This window comes from Paenibacillus sp. PastM-3, from assembly GCF_029893965.1.
GTDB lineage: Bacteria > Bacillota > Bacilli > Paenibacillales > Paenibacillaceae > Paenibacillus_AQ.
The window spans coordinates 23,314-41,391 of record NZ_JARXXP010000026.1 but is presented as its reverse complement, the minus strand read 5'-3'; the positions used below and the strand labels follow the sequence as shown (position 1 = coordinate 41,391).

The following is an 18,078-nucleotide window of genomic DNA, read 5'->3' as shown; positions in this document are numbered from 1 at the left end:
AAAATGAGCAGATTGGCAGTGGCATGCAGATATATGCTTCTACTGATTATCCTCTGTATGACAACCGGCTGCTGGGACCGCAGGGAGATGGATGATCTTGCCTTAATCATGGGCAGCGGGATTGATCTTACGGACAGCGGGCTTGTCGAGGTGTCCTATCAGATTGCGCTGCCTACGGGCATACCCAGCGCGGTGAAGTCAGGGGGCAGCCAGAAGCAGGTAGTCATCATCTCCGCCAAAGGAAATGATCTGCAGGAAGCTCTGGGCCGGATACAGCAGCAAATGTCCAGATACGTTTATTTTGGCCACAGGGAAGTGTTCCTGATTGGGGAGAATTACGCGCGGCATGGCCTTAATCAGATTCAGGACCTTTTTACACGGTTCCCGGAGACCCGTTACAACAGCTACGTGTTAACGGCCTATGGAGCAACTGCCAAAGAGATTCTCAGCGCCCCTTATCCACTGGAGCTTATCCCGGCACTCGCCATCAGCAAAATCCAAAGCAGCAGACAGAGCTTCTCTGTGAAATTCGATCAATTTCTGGAGGCCTTCTCCTCACCCGGCACTTCTCCCGTAACTGCCGCTATCCGGATTATCCGTAAGGGGACAGATAAAGAGTCGATTGCGATCGACAGGGCTGCAGTCTACCTCGGCAATAAGCTGAGCGGATTTACACAGCCTGATGAAATGGAGCTGCTGCGCTGGTGGATTGGCGACTCCTACCGTCTGGGATTTACGATTCAGGCGGAGCCTGAAGACAGAGATTATAAAGGCACCATCAGCGTGAAGGCTGCAGAGAGCAGCGTGCATGTTCATACAAAGATAATCGATGGTCATCCCCAGGCCAAAGTCAAATTCCATGCCATAGTCAAGGTCGTCTCTAACAACACAAGGCTGAATCTGGACAATGAGAAGAACAGGAAAAACGTAGAGCAGCTATTTTCCAGGAAATTGAAGAGCAGGTTCGAGGGCTTATTGACACATGTCCAGAAAGAAATGAAGTCGGACATCTTTGGCCTGGGCGAGGAGCTCCATATCGAACACCCTTACTACTGGAAAAATATTGAGGACTCCTGGAGCGAAGTTTTCCCCGCAATGAAAGTAAATATTGAAGTTGAGTTTCATATCGAGCAATTAGGTAAAACTCACGGCCGTACTTATCTGGAAAAATAGACAAACCATAAAATGAAGAGGATGCACACAATGAATCTGAAAATTTCCGGCGTGCAGGTATTCTGGATCATCTTGAGTATGAATCTCGGCATGACCCTGGTTATGACGATTACCCCGAGCCTGGAGGCCGCTAAGCAGGATGCATGGCTCTCAATCCTTGCAGCAGGCTGCATAGCACTGGTCATTGCCTTATTGGTAACGGCAGTCGCCCGCATTTTTCCAGGCCAGAATCTGATCGATTTTGCCCCGTCAGTATTGGGGACTTGGCCTGGCAAGCTGGTGATTGTCATCTATCTTGTACAGTGGTATACGATTACCCCGATTGTACTCCGCCAGTTTTCAGACCTTGTTAGTGTCATGCTCCTTCCAGAGACCCCTGAGGAATTCGTTATTCTGCTGATGGTCTTGTTGATTGCCTATGCATCCTATAGCGGAGGAATTGAAGGGATCGCCCGCTGCAGCGAATTTCTCGGCCCCATTATTCTGATCATGGTCGTGCTTGTCCTGCTTGCCAACATCAATAACATTAACTTGAAGCATATTCTCCCCTTCTATGCGGATAGCGGTTATAAGAATATTATAAAAGGGGCACTGGCTCCGGCTTCGTATCTGGGCCATTCTGTCGAGTACCTGATGTTTGCTTCCTTCTTATCACAGCCACGCAAAGGGCGGGCCTATACGATCCTGGCAGTGCTGGTTGCGAACCTGATCGTACTACTGACCACTATAATGATCATTGCTGTACTCGGAGTCAATCTCAGTCCTAACATGTGGTATCCGTTTTTCGAAATGGCTCAAAAAATCTCATTGTTTGGCTTCATCGATAACTTCGATGCCGTTCCGGTCGTGATCTGGATTTCCAGTGTATTTGTCAAGCTGGCCGTCTATTTCTTCTTGTTAAGCTACGGAACCGCGCAATTTCTGAAGATACGGAGCTGGAGAATTATGACCTGGTTCATTGCTCCGGTTATGTTTGTCTTTGCGCTGATTCCGCAAAATGTAATTGAAGCTACAACGAATTATCTGCAGCGGTACTGGGTGCCTTTCGCTCTGCCGGTGAACATGCTTGGCTTACCATTTCTGCTGTTGGTAATAGGAAAGCTGAAAAAGGGAAGCGGGGCATCTGCTGCGAAAAACGGTAATGGATAATGGTAGCAGCACCTTCAGGAACAAGCATTAACACCCCTTCAGGTTCTCCACTTTGAAGTCCCTGTAATGCTGACGGGTCTCTTCCGTCGAGCAGGAGTAGGCAACGGAGTTGTGAACATCCAGCAGTGTCAGCCGGCAGTTGTGCTTCGCCCCTGTATCGATGCCGGTTAAACCGGGCTTTCTCCAGACCTCGCCTGCTTTAGCGCCTATTTTAAAGGTTGGCGTATGCCCGAAAATGATACCTTTGCCGGCGTACGCCGGCGGCTGGGCTCCCCAGAAATCCTCGCGGATCTCGGTCATGTCCTGCAGCGTCTGCCCTGCAAGCGGCATATCCGGACGGAATCCGGCGTGGACGAACAGGTAGCCGTCCGCTTCGATATACGGGGGCAGCCCCTGCAGCCATTCCCGGAGCTCCAGGCTCCCGGATGCTCCGGGTGCCCGGTCTATGAAATGCGCTGAAAGCCGCAGCTCCATATTGCCCGGCACAGCCAATGCCCCTTCCTCCGTCAGCTTTCTGATCAGATGCAGCGTCTCCCAGCTCGGCGGATCTTCGTCTATGTAATCCCCCACCAGAATCAGGCGGTCTGATGCGGGATTATATTCAGCGGTATCAAGCAGCTGCAGCAGCCCTCCGGCATGTCCGTGGATGTCTGAAACCGCCAGCAGTCTGCCTGTATTCAATGATGTGTGCAGCACAATATCAGCGGCCTTCCCGAAGTGATCTTTAGGTTCTTTTCTTGCTCTCAGGTTGCATAAATATAGGCGGATTCGCGGGGAAGCTCGGCATGGATGATGCTCCCGCCGTCCCGCTGCCCTTCACTGAACAGGTATAAACGTTCTCCTGCTGCCGACTCTGCCATCGTCCGCCACTTGGTTCCTTCAAAGGTCGAGTGGATCACTGTTGCTTCAATCCGGTTAAAATCTCCACGTTCAGCAGTAGCTTCTGCTCCGGCGGGCAGTACCTTGACTGCTTCAGGCCGGAAGCGTAACTCCGCGCTGCCTTCCGCCCGCAGGCTTCCGTCCGGCCCGCAGACGGTCCCGCGCAGCAGGCCTGCTGAACCTTTCAGGGCTGCATCCCCCGGCGTGCCGGCAAAGGTGCCGCTTAGCACATTAATTGCTCCCAGCAGCGAGGCTGCCTGCCTGCTGGCAGGCTTATTGTAGCAGGCTATCGGCGTATCAAGCTGGTCCACCGCCCCGCTGCGCATCAGCAGCAGCTTATCAGCCATCGCGAAAGCTTCCTCCGGATCGTGGGTCACATGGAACACGCTCATTTTCAGCCTGCGGAACAGCACGGACATCTCGGTGCGCATCTCCACGCGCAGCCGCATGTCCAGATTGGAGAGCGGCTCATCCAGCAGCATCAGCCGCGGTTCTGTCACCATAGCGCGGGCAATAGCCACCCGCTGCTGCTGGCCCCCTGACAGCTGCGCCGGCAGACGCTGCTCGAAGCCTTCGAGCTGAAGCAGGGTCAGGGCCTCCTCCACTTTTTGTTTAATGGCTTGCGCCGGCAGGCGCTTTTGTCTGAGGCCGTAAGCGATATTGTCATACACATTCATATGGGGCCACAGCGCATAATCTTGAAACACCATATTGATGCCCCTTTTTTCGGGCGGAGTCATCCGGGAAGCAGTGGCAATCGCCTTCCCGTGCAGCAGAATCTCTCCCCCGTCCGGCTGGCTTAATCCGGCAACAAGCTGGAGCAGCGTCGACTTACCGCAGCCCGAGGGACCCAGCACACTGATAATTTCACCCTCCTGCAGCTCTAGGTTGATGCCGCCCAGCGCCTGGAAACCGCCGTAGCTTTTCTGCAGATTTCTGATTTCAAGCAGCGGGACACCCGGAGCGTGTACGGTCTCTGATTGGCTCATGCTCTGGCCCCTCTCTTCTTAAAGATAGTTTCAATTACAATCAGGATTAATACGATAATGCCGCCTCCGGTCACTGTAGCCGCAGATGCGTAGCCGAACCGCATATCTTCAAAGGCATCATCAATGACAATCGGCAGGGTTACAAAATTCGGCGGGAACAGGATGGAATTGACCGCCAGATCAAAGATGCAGGAGCCAAAGGCCGCAAGTGCACCCGAAACCAGTGCGCCGCGGATCAGCGGGATCAGGATCGTACGCACCCGGGTGACCAGGGAAGCCCCCTGGATCTGTGCGGCATCCAGCAGATGCCCCGGAACCTTGGCCATCGAGCCGGTAATCACCCGGGTTATGACCGGGATGGCTCCGGCGATCGCAGCCAGCACCAGAATCGGCGGCTTGCTGTACAGTCTGAGCCCAAGCGGCTCAAGCCATTTCTGGTTCCAGACAAAAATATACCCGATACCCAGCACAACGCCCGGAACTGCGAAAGAGATCAGCGTAGCTGTCTCAATGAGCTTTTTAAATTTGAACCGGGAATACGACAGCACAAACGCCGCACCAAGGCCGATAATCAGTCCAAATACGGAGGCTGCAGCCGCAATCGCCAGTGATCTGCCGATGCCGGGGAATAGATCCGCCCCATGGCGGAACAGCTCGCTGTAATGCTCAAGCGTCAGATTACCTCTGACCAGTCCGCCCGACTGTACCTGCAGAACGGACATGACCAGGCTTGAGCCGATCGGGATACCGATGACAATGACGAGCAGCAGACCCACCGCACAGCTGATCAGCCAGCTGTATTTACCGGCAGAGCCGGGGGCCGAGCGGACAGCCCGCCCTGACAGAATGTCATATCTGGCTCTGCGCAGCACATAGAACTGGACGGCGATCGCCATGGCGATCAGCAGCACCAGATACAGGGACAGCACACCCGCCATATCGAACCGGATCGGAGAAGTGTAAATAGCCGAATAGATGGAATAAGGCAGTGTCGGAAAACGGTAGACTACCGCTATCGCCGAAGGAAGACCGAAGTCTCCGACAGTATCCATAAAGACCAGCAATGCGCCTGAAAAAATAGACGGAAGCAGCAGCGGAACCTCTACCGTCCGCCATACGCGCCACGAGCTGGCGCCGCACAGCCGTGCGGCCTGTGACAGCATATCCATTTTCCACTCCATTGCCGCCCGTACGGTCAGATAAGCGAGCGGGAACTTGCTGAAGGTCATCACCGCAACCAGTCCGGCCGGTGAGAATACAGCAGAGCTCACCCATTTCCAGCCGAACAGGGATGCGGCCAGGCCGTTGCCGGCGGAGAACATAATCCAGCCCTGGGCCAGAATGAAGGAAGGCATAATGAACAGAATCCAGGCGGCGGCATCCAGCAGCGTAGCCCCCCGGAAAGACCAGCGGGAACGGGCCATGGCCAGCACCGTCCCCAGAATGGTTCCAAACAGCGTAGTGCCGATGCCCAGCAGCAGCGAGTTTTCGAGCGATTTTCTCCAGAGCGGGCGGTTGAATACATCAAGCAGGAGCGACAGATCGCCAAAATTCAGCTCACCGAAGAAAACGCCCGGCAGCAGCACCTGGATGATGACCGCTGCCAGAGGAAACAGGACCAGAATGGCGAGCAGGATGCTGACGATCCAGCCCAGCCGGTTTACATTAAGTGCCTTTAGCATATTACCAGCTTACTGCACAGCCTGATCGGCAAACCATTGCTTGATCTCAGCTTCATGCCCGCTCGCCCATGCGGCCTCTGTAAAGTTCAGCTTGGCATCAGCGGCACGGTCAGATTTCGGTTCTGCGCCCTCTGCCGACGGTTCGAAGTAAGCCTCGTCCCCGGTATTAATCAGCTCCTGCTGCACTTCCGGCTCCAGCAGGAAGCTCACGAACTGCTTCGCTGCGTCAGCTTTTTCCGTATCCTTCTGGATTGCAGCAACACGTACGGACGCCGGCGCTCCTTCTTCAGGCCATACCAGCTCCACCGGTTCTCCGGCAGCCACCATGGAATACGCATTCGATTCCTGCAGCGCAGCAATATCAATCTCCCCGGCGGTCAGAGCCTGCACCACCTGCGGATTCTTCGGATACACGCGCAGCCCCTGTTCCATTAATGTATTGAAGTAGGTCTTCCCGCCGTCCATTCCCTTATCCTCGAAAAAGCTGGAAACAAACGGATACGCCGGTGCCGCAATCGCCGGATCAGCCATGCCCAGTCTGCCCTTATAGGCTGCGCGGCTCAAATCTTCCCAGGAGGCAGGAATATCTGCACCCGTGATGTTGTTTTTATTGTAGACGATGATTCCGGCTGCATGAGCACCGGTCGGATAATACGAGCCGTCTTTGGGAATCAGCGATTCATAGTTATCTTTCAGTCCGGCCACATTATCCGGCGTCCATCCGGTGAGCAGTTGGCTTTTGGCATCCAGCCCGTTAATCGAAGGCATTGCGTCGATCCACACGACATCCCACTGCGGATTTCCCTGCTCCGCTTCAATACGGGACATAATTTCGGCACCGTTACCGGAGACGATGTTCAGCTTGATGCCGGTCTCTTTCTCAAACATTTCACCGATGACCGAATCGAAATCATTCAGGTACACTGTCAGCGTCTGGTCACCCACAGGTACTGCTGTTGCCGCCGGTTCAGCTGTAGCCGCCGCATTCACGTCAGCCGCTGCAGCAGTTGTATTACTCTGGTTTTGTCCTGCGCATGCTGTTACCGCGAGTAGTGAGAGCGCACCTGCTGCAATACCTGCTGTTTTGAGCCAATTCCGTTTCACGATTGATTAATCCCCCTTGAGCTTCTTGTTTCGCCTTAGCGTTACTTCAAACTTTAACAACCTTATGTAAGAGCAACGTTAAGCCTGGATGTTAGTTTTATTAAATATATCTATGTATATTGAATGTTTAATAGATAACGTCTATATTTCAAGTATAGAGGGAGCGTGAGATCATTGAACGTACAGCAGCTGAAAGTATTCGTGGAGGTTATGCGCAGGGAGACATTGCAGGAGGCAGCGGAGACGCTGGAGCTGACGCAGCCGACTGTCAGCTTTCATCTGCGCAAGCTGGAGGAAAGTCTCGGCACCCCGCTGTTCCGCAAGCAATCGCGGAAGCTGATCCGCACGGAAGCGGCGGAAGAACTGCTGCCGTATGCACGGCGTGTCGTTTCGCTGATGGAGGAAGCCGCTGAACGTATGCGGATAAGGGCTCTGCATACACACAGCAGGCTGAAGCTTGGCGCAAGCTATACACCGGCCACTTATTATCTGCCTCCCTTCCTGGCGGATTACAAGCACAGGTATCCTGAAACAGACCTGCTCTTGACGGTAAAAAAAGCCGAAACCGTGCTTTCGCTCTTAAGGCATCACGAGATTGATGCAGCCGTCATCTCCCTGCCGGATGAACCGCTGAAGGGCCTGCAGGTTCTGACGCTCATTGAGGATGAGCTGCAGCTGGTGATGAAGCCCGGCCATCCGCTGGATGAGGCCGAGCCTCTAACTGCGGACCAGCTGCAGGGCGAGACTTTTCTGCTGCATGAGCAGGGCTCCACCTCCCGGCAGCTGGCTGAGGAGTGGGCGGCTTATGCCGGAATCCAGTTTCAGTCCGTCATGGAGCTTGGAGCCATCGAAACGATCAAGGAGACGCTGAAATTCAACTCCGGCATCGGAGTGCTGCCGCTGCGCAGCGTCCTTAAAGAAACGGCAGCCGGTGAGCTGATCCGGCGCCCCCTGCCGGGAGAGGGCTACGTCAACCGCCGGCACATCTGCCTCGTCTACCGGGACGAGCCAATCTATGCCCGGCATATCCGGGATTTTATCGAGTATATCCGGGGGATTGCCTGCTCTTCTCCCTGATTCGCTCGCTCAAGTATGGAGATGCAAAAACAACGGGACTTTTACCGCTGTTTTCGCATTCCCGCCTAATACAAAAGCTGCGCCAGGCGGAATTATCCGCACAGCGCAGCTTTATTTGGCCCCTGTATTCTTTTACAATCTGCTGCTACTCGATCTTACCGCCCTCAACCACCAGCTCATCGGTGTAGCCTTCTCCGTAAACCTCATTCAGCGTCGCCTTGTAGGCCTCATGGATGAACTGCTCCTTGCCCAGCGTCTCCAGCTCGGTGTTAAGCCAGTTCAGCAGCTCGGTGTTGCCTTTGGCTACTGCCGGGGCAATCGTATCCTGGCCGCCGAAGGCCGGGATGCTTACGGTGAAGCCGGGATTGGATTTGGCCCAGGCGATCAGCTCGGTATTGTCATTGGCAATCGCGGCACCGCGGCCGTCCTTAAGTGCAGAGAAAATCTCGGTATACTGGTCGAATTTCAGCAGCTCAATGTCCGGATATTCTTTGGTGAAGTAGGTCTCAGCCGTAGTTCCTTTGGCGACGATCAGCTTCTGGCCCTTTTCCTTCAGCTGGTCGATGGAGGTAATCGGCGCACTGTCCGGGGAGACAATCCCGAAGGACAGCTTCATATACGGGCTGGCAAAATCGACTTTTTCCTTCCGCTCATCCGTAACCGTAAAGTTGGCCATAATGATGTCCACTTTATTGGATTCAAGGTAGGCTACACGGCTGGCCGCATCCACCAGGACAAATTCTGCCTTCGATTCATCGCCGAGCAGATCCTTGGCAAATCTTTTGGCAATATAGACGTCAAAGCCCTGATTCTTTCCTTCGGAGTCCACATAGCCAAACGGCGGCTTGTCGGCAAATACCCCGATCCGGATCTTGCCGTTCTTCTTCAGCTGTTCAATCGAAGCAAATTTGGAAGAAGATGAATTTGATCCATCGTTGTTATCCGAATTCCCGCAAGCAGTCAGTCCCACCAGCAGCATACTTGCCGCAATAATACCCGTTATTAACTTTTTGCCTTTACCCATCTCTCTCATCCCCTGTTTCTATAGTTTGTTGTACTCAAAAATATTAAGAAAGTGCTGTGCACGTTCTGTCGCAGGACTGGTGAAGAACTGCTCCGGCGGAGCAACCTCACATACGGTGCCTTGATCCATAAAGACGATACGGTCGCCAACCGATTTGGCGAATCCCATCTCATGCGTCACGATAATCATCGTCATGCCCTGCTTCGCCAGGCCCAGGATAACATCAAGCACCTCGCGCACCATCTCGGGGTCAAGTGAAGCCGTCACCTCATCGAATAAAATAATGTCCGGATTCATGCACAGCGCCCGCACAATCGCGATCCGCTGCTTCTGTCCCCCCGACAGCTGCCGGGGATAATCGCCCGCCCGGTCAGCCAGGCCGACCCGCTCCAGCAGTTCCTGTGCCTGCTGCTGCGCTTCCGCTCGCTCTCTCCGCTGCACCTTCAGCGGCCCCAGCAGAATATTCTCCATCACCGTCATATGCGGAAACAGCTCATAATTCTGAAATACCATCCCGATATGCTGGCGCAGCTCGCGCCAATTGACATCTCCTCCGGCCAGATCCTGGCCGCGGTATAGAATATGTCCGCCCTGCACCGGCTCAAGACCGTTGAGACATCGCAGCAGGGTGCTTTTTCCGCAGCCGGAAGGTCCGAGAATAACGATAACTTCGCCCCGCTCCACCTGCAGCTCAATCCCGTTTAGCACCTGCCGGTCGCCGAATGTTTTGCGGACATCCTTTACCTCCAGCAAAAGTTCACCTGTCTTCGTCATAACTGCCTTTCCTTCCTCAGCTAATTTTGCCATTTCTGCTCAAACCTTCTGGATAGTCTGGAGAGCGGATAGCAGACAATAAAATACAGGATAAAAATAAATCCATACACCCAGAAAGAGGCATTCGGCGCTTTGATCACACCCAGCTCAATAATCTGCTGTCCGATCTTCACCACCTCAATAACACCGATGAGCACAACCAGCGACGTTGTCTTTACCATCCGGGTAGCCAGATTGATCGAGCCCGGCAGCATCCGCCGCACCGCCTGCGGGATCAGAATATGCCGGTACAGCTGCCCTCTGCTTAAGCCCAGCGCCAGCCCCGATTCCACCTGATGCTTCGGCATGGATTCCAGCGCACCGCGCACAATATCGCCGATCTCCGCCGCCCCCCAGAGACTGAACACCAGGATTGCAGTTGCCTCTCCGCTGATATCAATGTGCAGCATAGGTGAAAAGCTGAAATGTACCACGTACAGCCAGACCAGGATCGGAATAATCCGGAAGGCCTCCAGATACAGCCGCAGAACAAGCCGCAAAGCCCTGGAATTCACCGTCCGCAGCAGGCCCATCAATACCCCCAGCACGGTTCCAATAACAATAGAAACAAAAGAAATTTCGATCGTAACCAGCAATCCCCCGAGCAGGCGTTCGAAGTTCGAGCCCTCAAACAGCACCTCAATTCCCGAATTCGGCATGCCGCACCTTCCTTTCCACCCAGCTGAGCAGAAGCGACAACGGCAGCACCAGAATCAGATAAGCCAGCACCAGCAGCAGCAGGGATTCCGCCGTTTTGTAGTGCATGCCGATCAGATCCTTGGCGACATTCATCAGGTCCATCAAAGCGATTGCCCCGACAATGGACGTTTCCTTCAGCAGAAAAATCGCGTTCGCTCCCAAAGAAGGAATGCTGATAGCCAGCGCCTGCGGAAGAATCACGTATCTTGCCAGCTGCACCTTGCTCAGTCCGATGCTGAGACCCGATTCCAGCTGTGTCCGGCCGACCGCCTCGATCCCGCTTCTAAATGCTTCGGTCATGTAGCTGCCTCCGAGAAAAGTCATCCCGACCACCGCACACTGGAACTCGCTCATGTGAATGCCCACCTTCGGCAAGCCGTAATACAGGAAGAACAGCTGCACCAGCAGCGGCGTATTTCTCGACAATTCAATGTAAGCCAGAATAATGCTTCTAAGCCCCTTAACCTTATAAAAGAGTACCAGACTAAACACAAGCCCGAGCACGAGCGACAGCACAATCGCGATTAACGCCAGCTTCACCGTCAGCCACATGGCATCCCCGTACAAGGGCAGGCTTTCCATAATAAACTCCCAGTCTAAATTCATCTGCACAACCTTCCGTCCGCCAAAAATAAACCCTTCAATCTAACAGCTAAATAACAACCAATGTCATCGGTTTACTAGGGTGATTTTAACCCGAAGCTGACATGAGGTGATATGATTAATTTCACACTAATCCAAGTAATTAACTAAGGATTATATTAAAAAAAACCGCCAACAACCTCTGGAAAAGAGGTGCTGACGGTTAAAATGTTGATGCAATAAATATTTTTGCAGCAGCGCGATCCGTTCTGCATACTCCTCATCCGTTAAATACGTCTGCCCGGGATTCATCTCAAAGGTTGAACCCCAATCCTTATTGTTCTTTTCCATGCGCTACATCCCATTCAGTTGTCATTATGTACAGCTCTATCTCTTCTATCCTGCTCCAATAATCAGCTGCCAGCAGTTACAATAGTGATAGGCTCCGGCAAAAAAAAGAAGCTCCCTCCTTCCTAAAAAGAGGGGAGCTGTTTCATAAATTTTGCTGCGCTGCAGGGTTCCGTTGCTGTAATCGTCCTGATCCACGCTGATGAACCCGTACCGTTTGCTCATTGCCCGCAGGTAACGGACTGAGCAGCCCTTATTTCTGCCTTCAGCCCGTTTTTTGCAAGCTAACGGACACCAGAGCCTTTATGTCAGCGTAATCAGCCCAATATTCGCAGCTGGAGAGGCGATAAGGTCGCCGTGGTCCGTTAGCCCGGCTAGAATAGCTACTTTGCGGTAAATAAGGGCTCTGCTGTCCGTTAGGACTGCAAGATCCGGATGGATTCAAGAGCAGGAACAAACCAAACAAATCCGCGTATTAATCCTGCTCCGGCAGCAGCTTGATCTCGAACTCCTCATTGCGGTCGCAGACAAGTACGCCGTCAACGACATCCAGCCGGGCAGCCTGAACCGAGGAGCGGCGGCTCTGGTACCTGTCTTCAGGACTGTCTTCACTCTCGCTGCCGTCTCTGCCGGGATGCGTGAAGTAGAAAATATAAGCCTCATCGCCCTGCACAACGACATCTGCATGCAGCCCGATGGTACCGTCATCCCTGCGGGTTCCCGGCTGATCCAGGATCAGACCGCTGCGCTCCCATGTCTCCAGGTCACCGGAGCGAAAGACGCCCTGCCCGCGCCATTCGTCTACTATCATCCAGTACCAGCCTTTGAACCGGAAGACATTAGCTCCTTCATGCGGCCGGCCTGTTACGACCGGTCCGGTAACCTCCCAGTGGTACAGGTCCTTGCTGTCCGCCGCATAGGTATGCGACCCGTTCGCTTCATCCTTGTACCACATACGGAACCCTCCGCCGGGCAGCCCGTGGATGCAGGCATCGATGACCCGGTCCGAGCTCAGCTCAAGCCGGGAACGGAAGGTCCAGTCCAGCAGATTGGGGCTGGTATAATGGAGCATGTCGCGCCGGTGGCCGGCCCAGCCGGACGGAATACCCTGAATATAGCTGACGTACATATGGTACAGCCCTTCATGCCAGATAATCTCAGGTGCCCAGAACGTGTTGCGGCCCCATTCAATATCGAGTCCCTGCAGGGTGCCTCGGTACAGCCAGCTTGCTCCGCCGTCGCGCGAGGAAGCAACACCGAGGTCGGTGCCGTGCACCCAGGCCACCCCCTCCCCCTCCGCTGTCACTCTGCGGTTCGTATAAATCATCCACCATTCCTGTGCTTCCCGGTTCCAGATAATGACCGGATCAGCCGCCCCGTCGTATACCGGGTCCCTGAATAAAGGTGCCTTCATTATGTTATCCTCTCCCGCTGCAATTTGGTTATTTTCTTATAATCCCGCCCGGTACTTAAACCCGCTGAACCTTACCTCACCGGCTCCAGAAGCCTGAAGTGCAATACGCAGGCTCAGGAAGCCCCCGAGCACATTATGGTGGAAGCCGGACATTTCAAACCCGTGATCCAGCTTGCTCCACTCCCCTTTGGCATTCATGAAATACAGGCTTACCTCATGCTCGTCATTAATAAGCCTTAAGGTCACGGAACCTCCGGACGCTGCTGAGCGTTCGCTCGCGTTGCCGTTGCGGTATGCAAATGCCTCCCTGCCGTCAAAGCCGATGCCGTAGTGAAAGCCCGGCTTGTAGAACAGGCCGAGCGTCCCGTACGCTCCGTCTCCAACAGCTATGGTAACCTCGGCGGTGTACGTATGATGCACAGGAATGCAGAGCAGCGGCCCGGGCTGCTCACCGGTAACTGCTTTTAATACTACACTATTCTTATCGATCCGGTAATCTTCCCGGTGTACTCCGCCCCAAAAATGCCAGTGCAGCCCCAGGCCGCCCGATTCCTCAGATACCAGCGCCCGATCGGGCTGCCTTTCTGCTGATAGAAGCCCCGAAGCGGAAGCTGCCCCCGCCTCCTGATCTCCTGCCGTGAACCAGCCGTCCGCTGTCCAGGTTACCGGTTCAAGCAGCGTCTGCCTGCCGAGCGGGTAGTAGTCTTTTTCATAAGCATGATAGACAAGATACCAGTCTCCCTCCGGCGTATCCACCAGCGTGCCGTGCCCTTTCGACCACCACTGCTCACTGCGGTGCTGTGTGCGTATAACCGGATTATGCGGCGAGTTTTCCCACGGTCCGTCTAATGATGCCGCGCGTGCGGAGACGATCATATGGCTGGTGGCCGGTCCGGCCGTCCCGCCTTGTGCACTGGTCATATAATAGTAACCGTCCTTGTAAGTCAGCTTGGGGGATTCCAGATAGAAGCCCTCCGTCAGCCACTCCTTCGGATAACGCCAGCCCGTATATACCAGCTCTAATTCGCCTGCTGTAGACAAGCCGTCTTTGGACAAACGTATTCTGTAGCCTTCCGACAGAAACAGATAGCGGTTGCCCTGCTCATCTGCTGCATGACCCGGATCAATATACCCGACCTTCAGATCCACCGGCCTGCTCCATGGACCTGCCGGATTCTCTGCTGTCACAACCCAGTTCGTTCCCCCTGCAGGAAAATAGATATAGAAAAGTCCCTCATGATAAATGAAATCCGGTGCCATAATTGGACCTCCTACATGCTCAAGCACGGCATGACCGGCCGGCTCCCAGTCCGTCAGGTTCAGGGAATGCCATATAAGCAGCCCCGGTGTGTAGTGGAAAGAAGAATGCGTCATGTAATAATGCTCTCCGGCTCTGACGATGGACGGATCCGGATAATCTCCCGCCAAAATGGCGTTAATGCCTTGAATAGGTGTCATGATCAGCCTCCATTAATCGAATTGATAACAGCCAGCCAGGAACTGCTGAACAGAAAAGATGCAGTCTGCCCGCAGGGCAGCTGCATCCTTTTTTACGCCATCCTGTACCTTACTTTACAACTACAGATATTGTCCCGCTCTCTGTCTCGCCTGCCGCATTCACCAGAACAGCACGATACTCATACACTCCTGCCGCTTTTTCTGACAGCACCGTTACTGCTGTCTGGGCAGCCGGCGTAGCTTCACTGAGCTTCTGGGAATCAACCAGCCTGCCGTTCTCATACAGGCGGTATTCCGAAGCATTTGTGCCCCACCACAGGTTCATCGTAATGCTATAACTGCCGTCACTGTCCCAGTTGTCATGGGATAACACAGGTTTGCCGGGAGCCGCATCCGTCACGCTGACGGTCAGCGGATCACTTTTCACCGATCCGTAGCTGTTGATCAGCTCACCGACATACGTATAGGTCCCGTTCGTTCTGCCGGATATTTCTGCCTTGGCGGTCTGTGCCTGCGGTGAGCTGCTCTTCAGCTCCTGGGTAGAAATCAGCTTGCCGTTTTCATACAGCTTGAACGCAGTCCCGTTCTCTCCCCACCATAAATTCATAGTGACGGTGTAGCTGCCGTCTTTAAGCCCTGTATCATGCCCGTTGTTGTCGGACAGAACCGGCTTGCCGGGTGCAGCCGCAGGTTCAGAAGGCCCGGCTCCTCCGGTCTTGCGGAACACAGCCTGCAGATTCCAGTCACGCGTCACATTGTAGGATTTAACTCCGCCAAGATAACCACCGGCATAAGTTGTCAGATTAAACAGCGGGTATTCCGTCCACAAATAACCTGCAGACAAGCCGTAAAAGCTTACCGGCTCAACCCATTTCACAAATTCATAGCCGGGCGCGGGAACCGCAAGAACTGTAACGGCTGTAAGGTCGCCATGCACCGTCAACACGCTTCCTTCATTGCCTGAAGGCTGCGGGGCAGGCGGCAGGCCGTTCGGATTAACATACACTATCGTTGTCCCGGCCGCAGGGTCATTGGCTGTTGTGGTGATTGTGTAGACAGGATCGTAGCTTGCGAGATCCGTGCCTGTCTGCCCGAAGAGGCGAAGCTCCGAGATATTCCCGTACCAGTTGCCGCCGTTAATCCGCAAATACCGGAACCCGGCGTCCTTGTACCGGTCCAGCACTCTGATTGGCTGCCATGTGTCATAACTGTAATTTTTGGAACTCTCGGAGACCGTTATCCAGGTCACTCCGTCCGCCGACGCGCTTACGTTCACGCCTGAAGCTCTGGCCGGGAACCCGTTACGGTTCAGTATTTCAATATGGTCAAGCTGAACCCTTTTGCTGCTGTCCTTTGCGCCAAAATCAAGGGTGTAAGTTCCGTATCCGCCGCCTCCGGCTCTTACATCCGGGAAGGTGGAGATTTTACCGTCGAACAATAAGGGGATCTCGCCCGCATCCAGGGTATTGTCTGAACCGGTAATATACGCCTCGGCTGCCGCATTAATCTCGTTGGCAGTATTCGAAACGAGAATTATCCGGGACACCAGTGTATTGTTTGCACCTGCGGTATAGCTGTCAGGGTAGCTGTATACGGTATCCGCCGGAGTACCGTCTGCCAAAGTATAATCCAGCGAAATGGCGGCATAGCCCGGCTTCGTTCCGGCACTGACGGTGTACTCGGCCGTATAGCTGCCGTTCTGGTGGTCTGTTACCTGTACAGGCTCCCCTTGGATCGCAGCCTGGATATTGCCGATCGGTTCATCCGCTGAGAAGGACAGAACCACTTTATCCCCGATGACCGCTCTTGGCGGAACCGGCAGCGTATCCTGCACCGGCACGGTATTTAGCACCTTGAGGCTGATATCCCTGACCACACCGGCTGTCTCGTAGCGCTCCCCGAAAATATGCAGATCCGCAACAGTAAACGGCTGATCCTCGGTGTAATCATCCTTGTTCAACACTCCTGCCGTAATGTCTTTCAGGCGGAAGTAGCGGAAGCCCGTATCCTTGTATTCATTCTTCACCGTATAGCTGAACCAGCTGGTCGTATATTCTGAGATATCATCAGAGATCCGCACCCAGTTCGTATAATCATTGGAGGCCAGAATAACTGCTCCCTCGGATCGGGCAGGGAATGCTGCGTCCGGCAGCAGCCTGAACGCATCCGGCTTCACCTTGAAGCCTGCGCCGAAATCAATCGTGAACTGCTTCTCATCCGCAATCCAGCGGATCGGAATGCCGGAAGCATACAGGTCAACCAGCGAAGCCATATTGATGCTTGCGCTGTCCGGAGCCCCGGCAGCTATGCCGGTCAGATCAAGCGCCCCGTCATCAAGCAGCGGATTTAGCAGCCGCAACCCTTGTACCGCTTCCTTAAGCTCCAGCAGCGCCGTATTCCGCGCCGCTTCATCACCGGAGCTGATGAGCGCAAGCGCAGCATCATATTTGCTGCGGAATAGGCTATAGCCGGCTGTCTCATACTTTTTGGCCGGATCATAGGCGCTAACCGCATTCGCAATTGCATCACTATAAAGGCTGGCTACCGTCACGGTGACTTCCAGCAGCTTAATGGCGGTTCCGTTTGATACCGTCACATAAAAGGAATAATTGCCGGGCGGCTGCGATGCCGGCAGCTTCCCGGTCAGTACGCCCGCACTGCTGACGGAAATTTCCGCATCCGTCAGGAAGCCGGCATCGTCACCGGAAATGCCATACGTTAAGCTCTGTCCGGCATTGGCCGCTGCGTTAGAGACATCATACAGCAGCTGTGCCGACGGATAGGCATCCAGTCCCAGCGTACTGGTATTTCCTTTGAAGGCCGGCGATTTAACTGTAGTGCTGTTGAGGAGTACATGGTCTAATTCGATAGAATCGCCAGGCTCCCCGGATATTCTGAAATATAGGATCGAATCTGCCTGAAATGCCGTAGCAGACAGAGCAGATAGATTCATAACCGCATATTTCCATTCCCCTCCGGTATCGGGCAGCCGGAACGAAGCAAACGGCTCCTTGTCTGTGCCGCCCTGCAGTGCCAGCGTTGTAATGGCATTGCTCCTGATTCTGACAGCCAGGTCGCCCCCACGCCAGATGCCCATCCCGTAGACGGCAAATAAAGAGCCCTCTGTTGATGCCTCTACCCGGACTGCATCTCCTGTCCGGACAATACGGCTGTCAAACGGGGTGAACCGGGTCTCCAGCTGGTATGGCACTGTCCCCCCGTTCTCCTGGGCGAGTACGGGAGGTACGGCTGTTCCTGAAGCCGCCTCCGGAATATAGAGCCAGGAGTCGTTGACCGTCAGGCCGTACACCTCCCGTGTCCGGTACATGGCTTCGGCTACATACTGAAAGTCGGGATTATTGTCCGTATAGCCTTTTCCATATTTATAGATATAGTAGTAATCCTCACGGCCGCCGAGCCGCCCCCGTCTATCGGGACTTACCGGGGCATTCAAGCCGTCATTAAAGGGCACATCATATCCAAGATTATATTTGTAGTAATAGTTCACTCCCTTGATCAGCCGGTCATTCATAAAGGAATATACATCGACACCGTCAGCATCCGATGATGCTGTTCCTTTAACCGGATCAAGCAATGTGCCTTGAGCGGAAATGATCGCAGCCAGAACGGCCAGACCTTCAATATTATCAAAGGAATGCGGCTGGTCGCGGACCATCTCTTTAACAG

The 18,078-nt window shown here is 54.0% G+C and carries 14 protein-coding genes and 1 pseudogene; 3 read left to right on the top strand and 12 right to left on the bottom strand.

Going from position 1 to position 18,078, the window contains the following annotated elements; genetic code table 11:
- The first annotated feature begins 3 nt into the window (after positions 1-3).
- Together M2108_RS25685 and M2108_RS25680 are read left to right on the top strand one after the other, a co-directional pair.
- Entirely contained in the window at positions 4-1,173 is a 1,170-nt protein-coding gene (locus M2108_RS25685; RefSeq protein ID WP_277472225.1) for a Ger(x)C family spore germination protein, read from the top strand.
- Between the two features lie 30 nt (positions 1,174-1,203).
- Positions 1,204-2,322, top strand: coding sequence for a GerAB/ArcD/ProY family transporter (locus tag M2108_RS25680; protein WP_277472226.1), 1,119 nt, complete (start codon positions 1,204-1,206; stop codon positions 2,320-2,322).
- 27 nt (positions 2,323-2,349) lie between these two features.
- Here the strand turns inward: M2108_RS25680 and M2108_RS25675 are convergent, their stop codons facing one another.
- The 4 genes from M2108_RS25675 to M2108_RS25660 are packed head-to-tail and all read right to left on the bottom strand — an operon-like array spanning position 2,350 to position 6,976.
- Complete coding sequence (locus tag M2108_RS25675; RefSeq protein WP_280777236.1) at positions 2,350-3,018, bottom strand: metallophosphoesterase; 669 nt, start codon at positions 3,016-3,018, stop codon at positions 2,350-2,352.
- Positions 3,019-3,065: 47 nt separating this feature from the next.
- The gene (locus M2108_RS25670) at positions 3,066-4,190 is read right to left on the bottom strand and encodes an ABC transporter ATP-binding protein (RefSeq protein ID WP_277472228.1); all 1,125 of its coding nucleotides are present in this window, start codon (positions 4,188-4,190) and stop codon (positions 3,066-3,068) included.
- Positions 4,187-5,872 (bottom strand): ABC transporter permease, encoded by a 1,686-nt coding sequence (locus tag M2108_RS25665; RefSeq protein ID WP_277472229.1) that lies wholly within the window; start codon positions 5,870-5,872, stop codon positions 4,187-4,189. Before M2108_RS25665 ends, M2108_RS25670 begins: the two co-directional genes overlap by 4 nt.
- Before the next feature lie 9 nt (positions 5,873-5,881).
- Positions 5,882-6,976: an extracellular solute-binding protein gene (locus tag M2108_RS25660; protein WP_277472230.1), complete on the bottom strand. Its 1,095-nt coding sequence runs from the start codon at positions 6,974-6,976 to the stop codon at positions 5,882-5,884.
- Between the two features lie 174 nt (positions 6,977-7,150).
- Between M2108_RS25660 and M2108_RS25655 the strand changes: the two genes are divergently transcribed.
- The gene (locus M2108_RS25655; protein ID WP_277472231.1) at positions 7,151-8,053 is read left to right on the top strand and encodes a LysR family transcriptional regulator; all 903 of its coding nucleotides are present in this window, start codon (positions 7,151-7,153) and stop codon (positions 8,051-8,053) included.
- A 145-nt stretch (positions 8,054-8,198) separates the two neighbouring features.
- On the opposite strand, the gene M2108_RS25650 is transcribed toward M2108_RS25655, so the two are convergent.
- The 8 genes and pseudogenes from M2108_RS25650 to M2108_RS25615 form a co-directional block, all read right to left on the bottom strand.
- Positions 8,199-9,077 carry a cysteine ABC transporter substrate-binding protein gene (locus tag M2108_RS25650; protein ID WP_277472232.1) on the bottom strand — a complete coding sequence of 293 codons (879 nt, stop codon included), beginning with the start codon at positions 9,075-9,077 and terminating at the stop codon, positions 8,199-8,201.
- A gap of 18 nt (positions 9,078-9,095) precedes the next feature.
- Complete coding sequence (locus M2108_RS25645; protein ID WP_277472258.1) at positions 9,096-9,851, bottom strand: amino acid ABC transporter ATP-binding protein; 756 nt, start codon at positions 9,849-9,851, stop codon at positions 9,096-9,098.
- Between the two features lie 20 nt (positions 9,852-9,871).
- Positions 9,872-10,549 carry an amino acid ABC transporter permease gene (locus M2108_RS25640; protein ID WP_277472234.1) on the bottom strand — a complete coding sequence of 226 codons (678 nt, stop codon included), beginning with the start codon at positions 10,547-10,549 and terminating at the stop codon, positions 9,872-9,874.
- Complete coding sequence (locus M2108_RS25635; protein WP_277472235.1) at positions 10,530-11,195, bottom strand: amino acid ABC transporter permease; 666 nt, start codon at positions 11,193-11,195, stop codon at positions 10,530-10,532. The genes M2108_RS25640 and M2108_RS25635 overlap by 20 nt, the downstream gene beginning before the upstream one ends.
- A gap of 150 nt (positions 11,196-11,345) precedes the next feature.
- A complete protein-coding gene (locus M2108_RS25630) occupies positions 11,346-11,522 on the bottom strand; it encodes a hypothetical protein (protein ID WP_277472236.1) in 177 nt (58 codons plus the stop codon).
- Between the two features lie 472 nt (positions 11,523-11,994).
- Positions 11,995-12,933 (bottom strand): glycoside hydrolase family protein, encoded by a 939-nt coding sequence (locus M2108_RS25625; protein WP_277472238.1) that lies wholly within the window; start codon positions 12,931-12,933, stop codon positions 11,995-11,997.
- Positions 12,934-12,969: 36 nt separating this feature from the next.
- On the bottom strand, positions 12,970-14,391 hold the full coding sequence (locus tag M2108_RS25620; protein WP_277472239.1) for a family 43 glycosylhydrolase: 1,422 nt from the start codon (positions 14,389-14,391) through the stop codon (positions 12,970-12,972).
- 109 nt (positions 14,392-14,500) lie between these two features.
- A pseudogene (locus M2108_RS25615) lies at positions 14,501-15,070 on the bottom strand (chitinase N-terminal domain-containing protein); the annotation flags it as partial.
- Positions 15,071-18,078 lie beyond the last annotated feature (3,008 nt).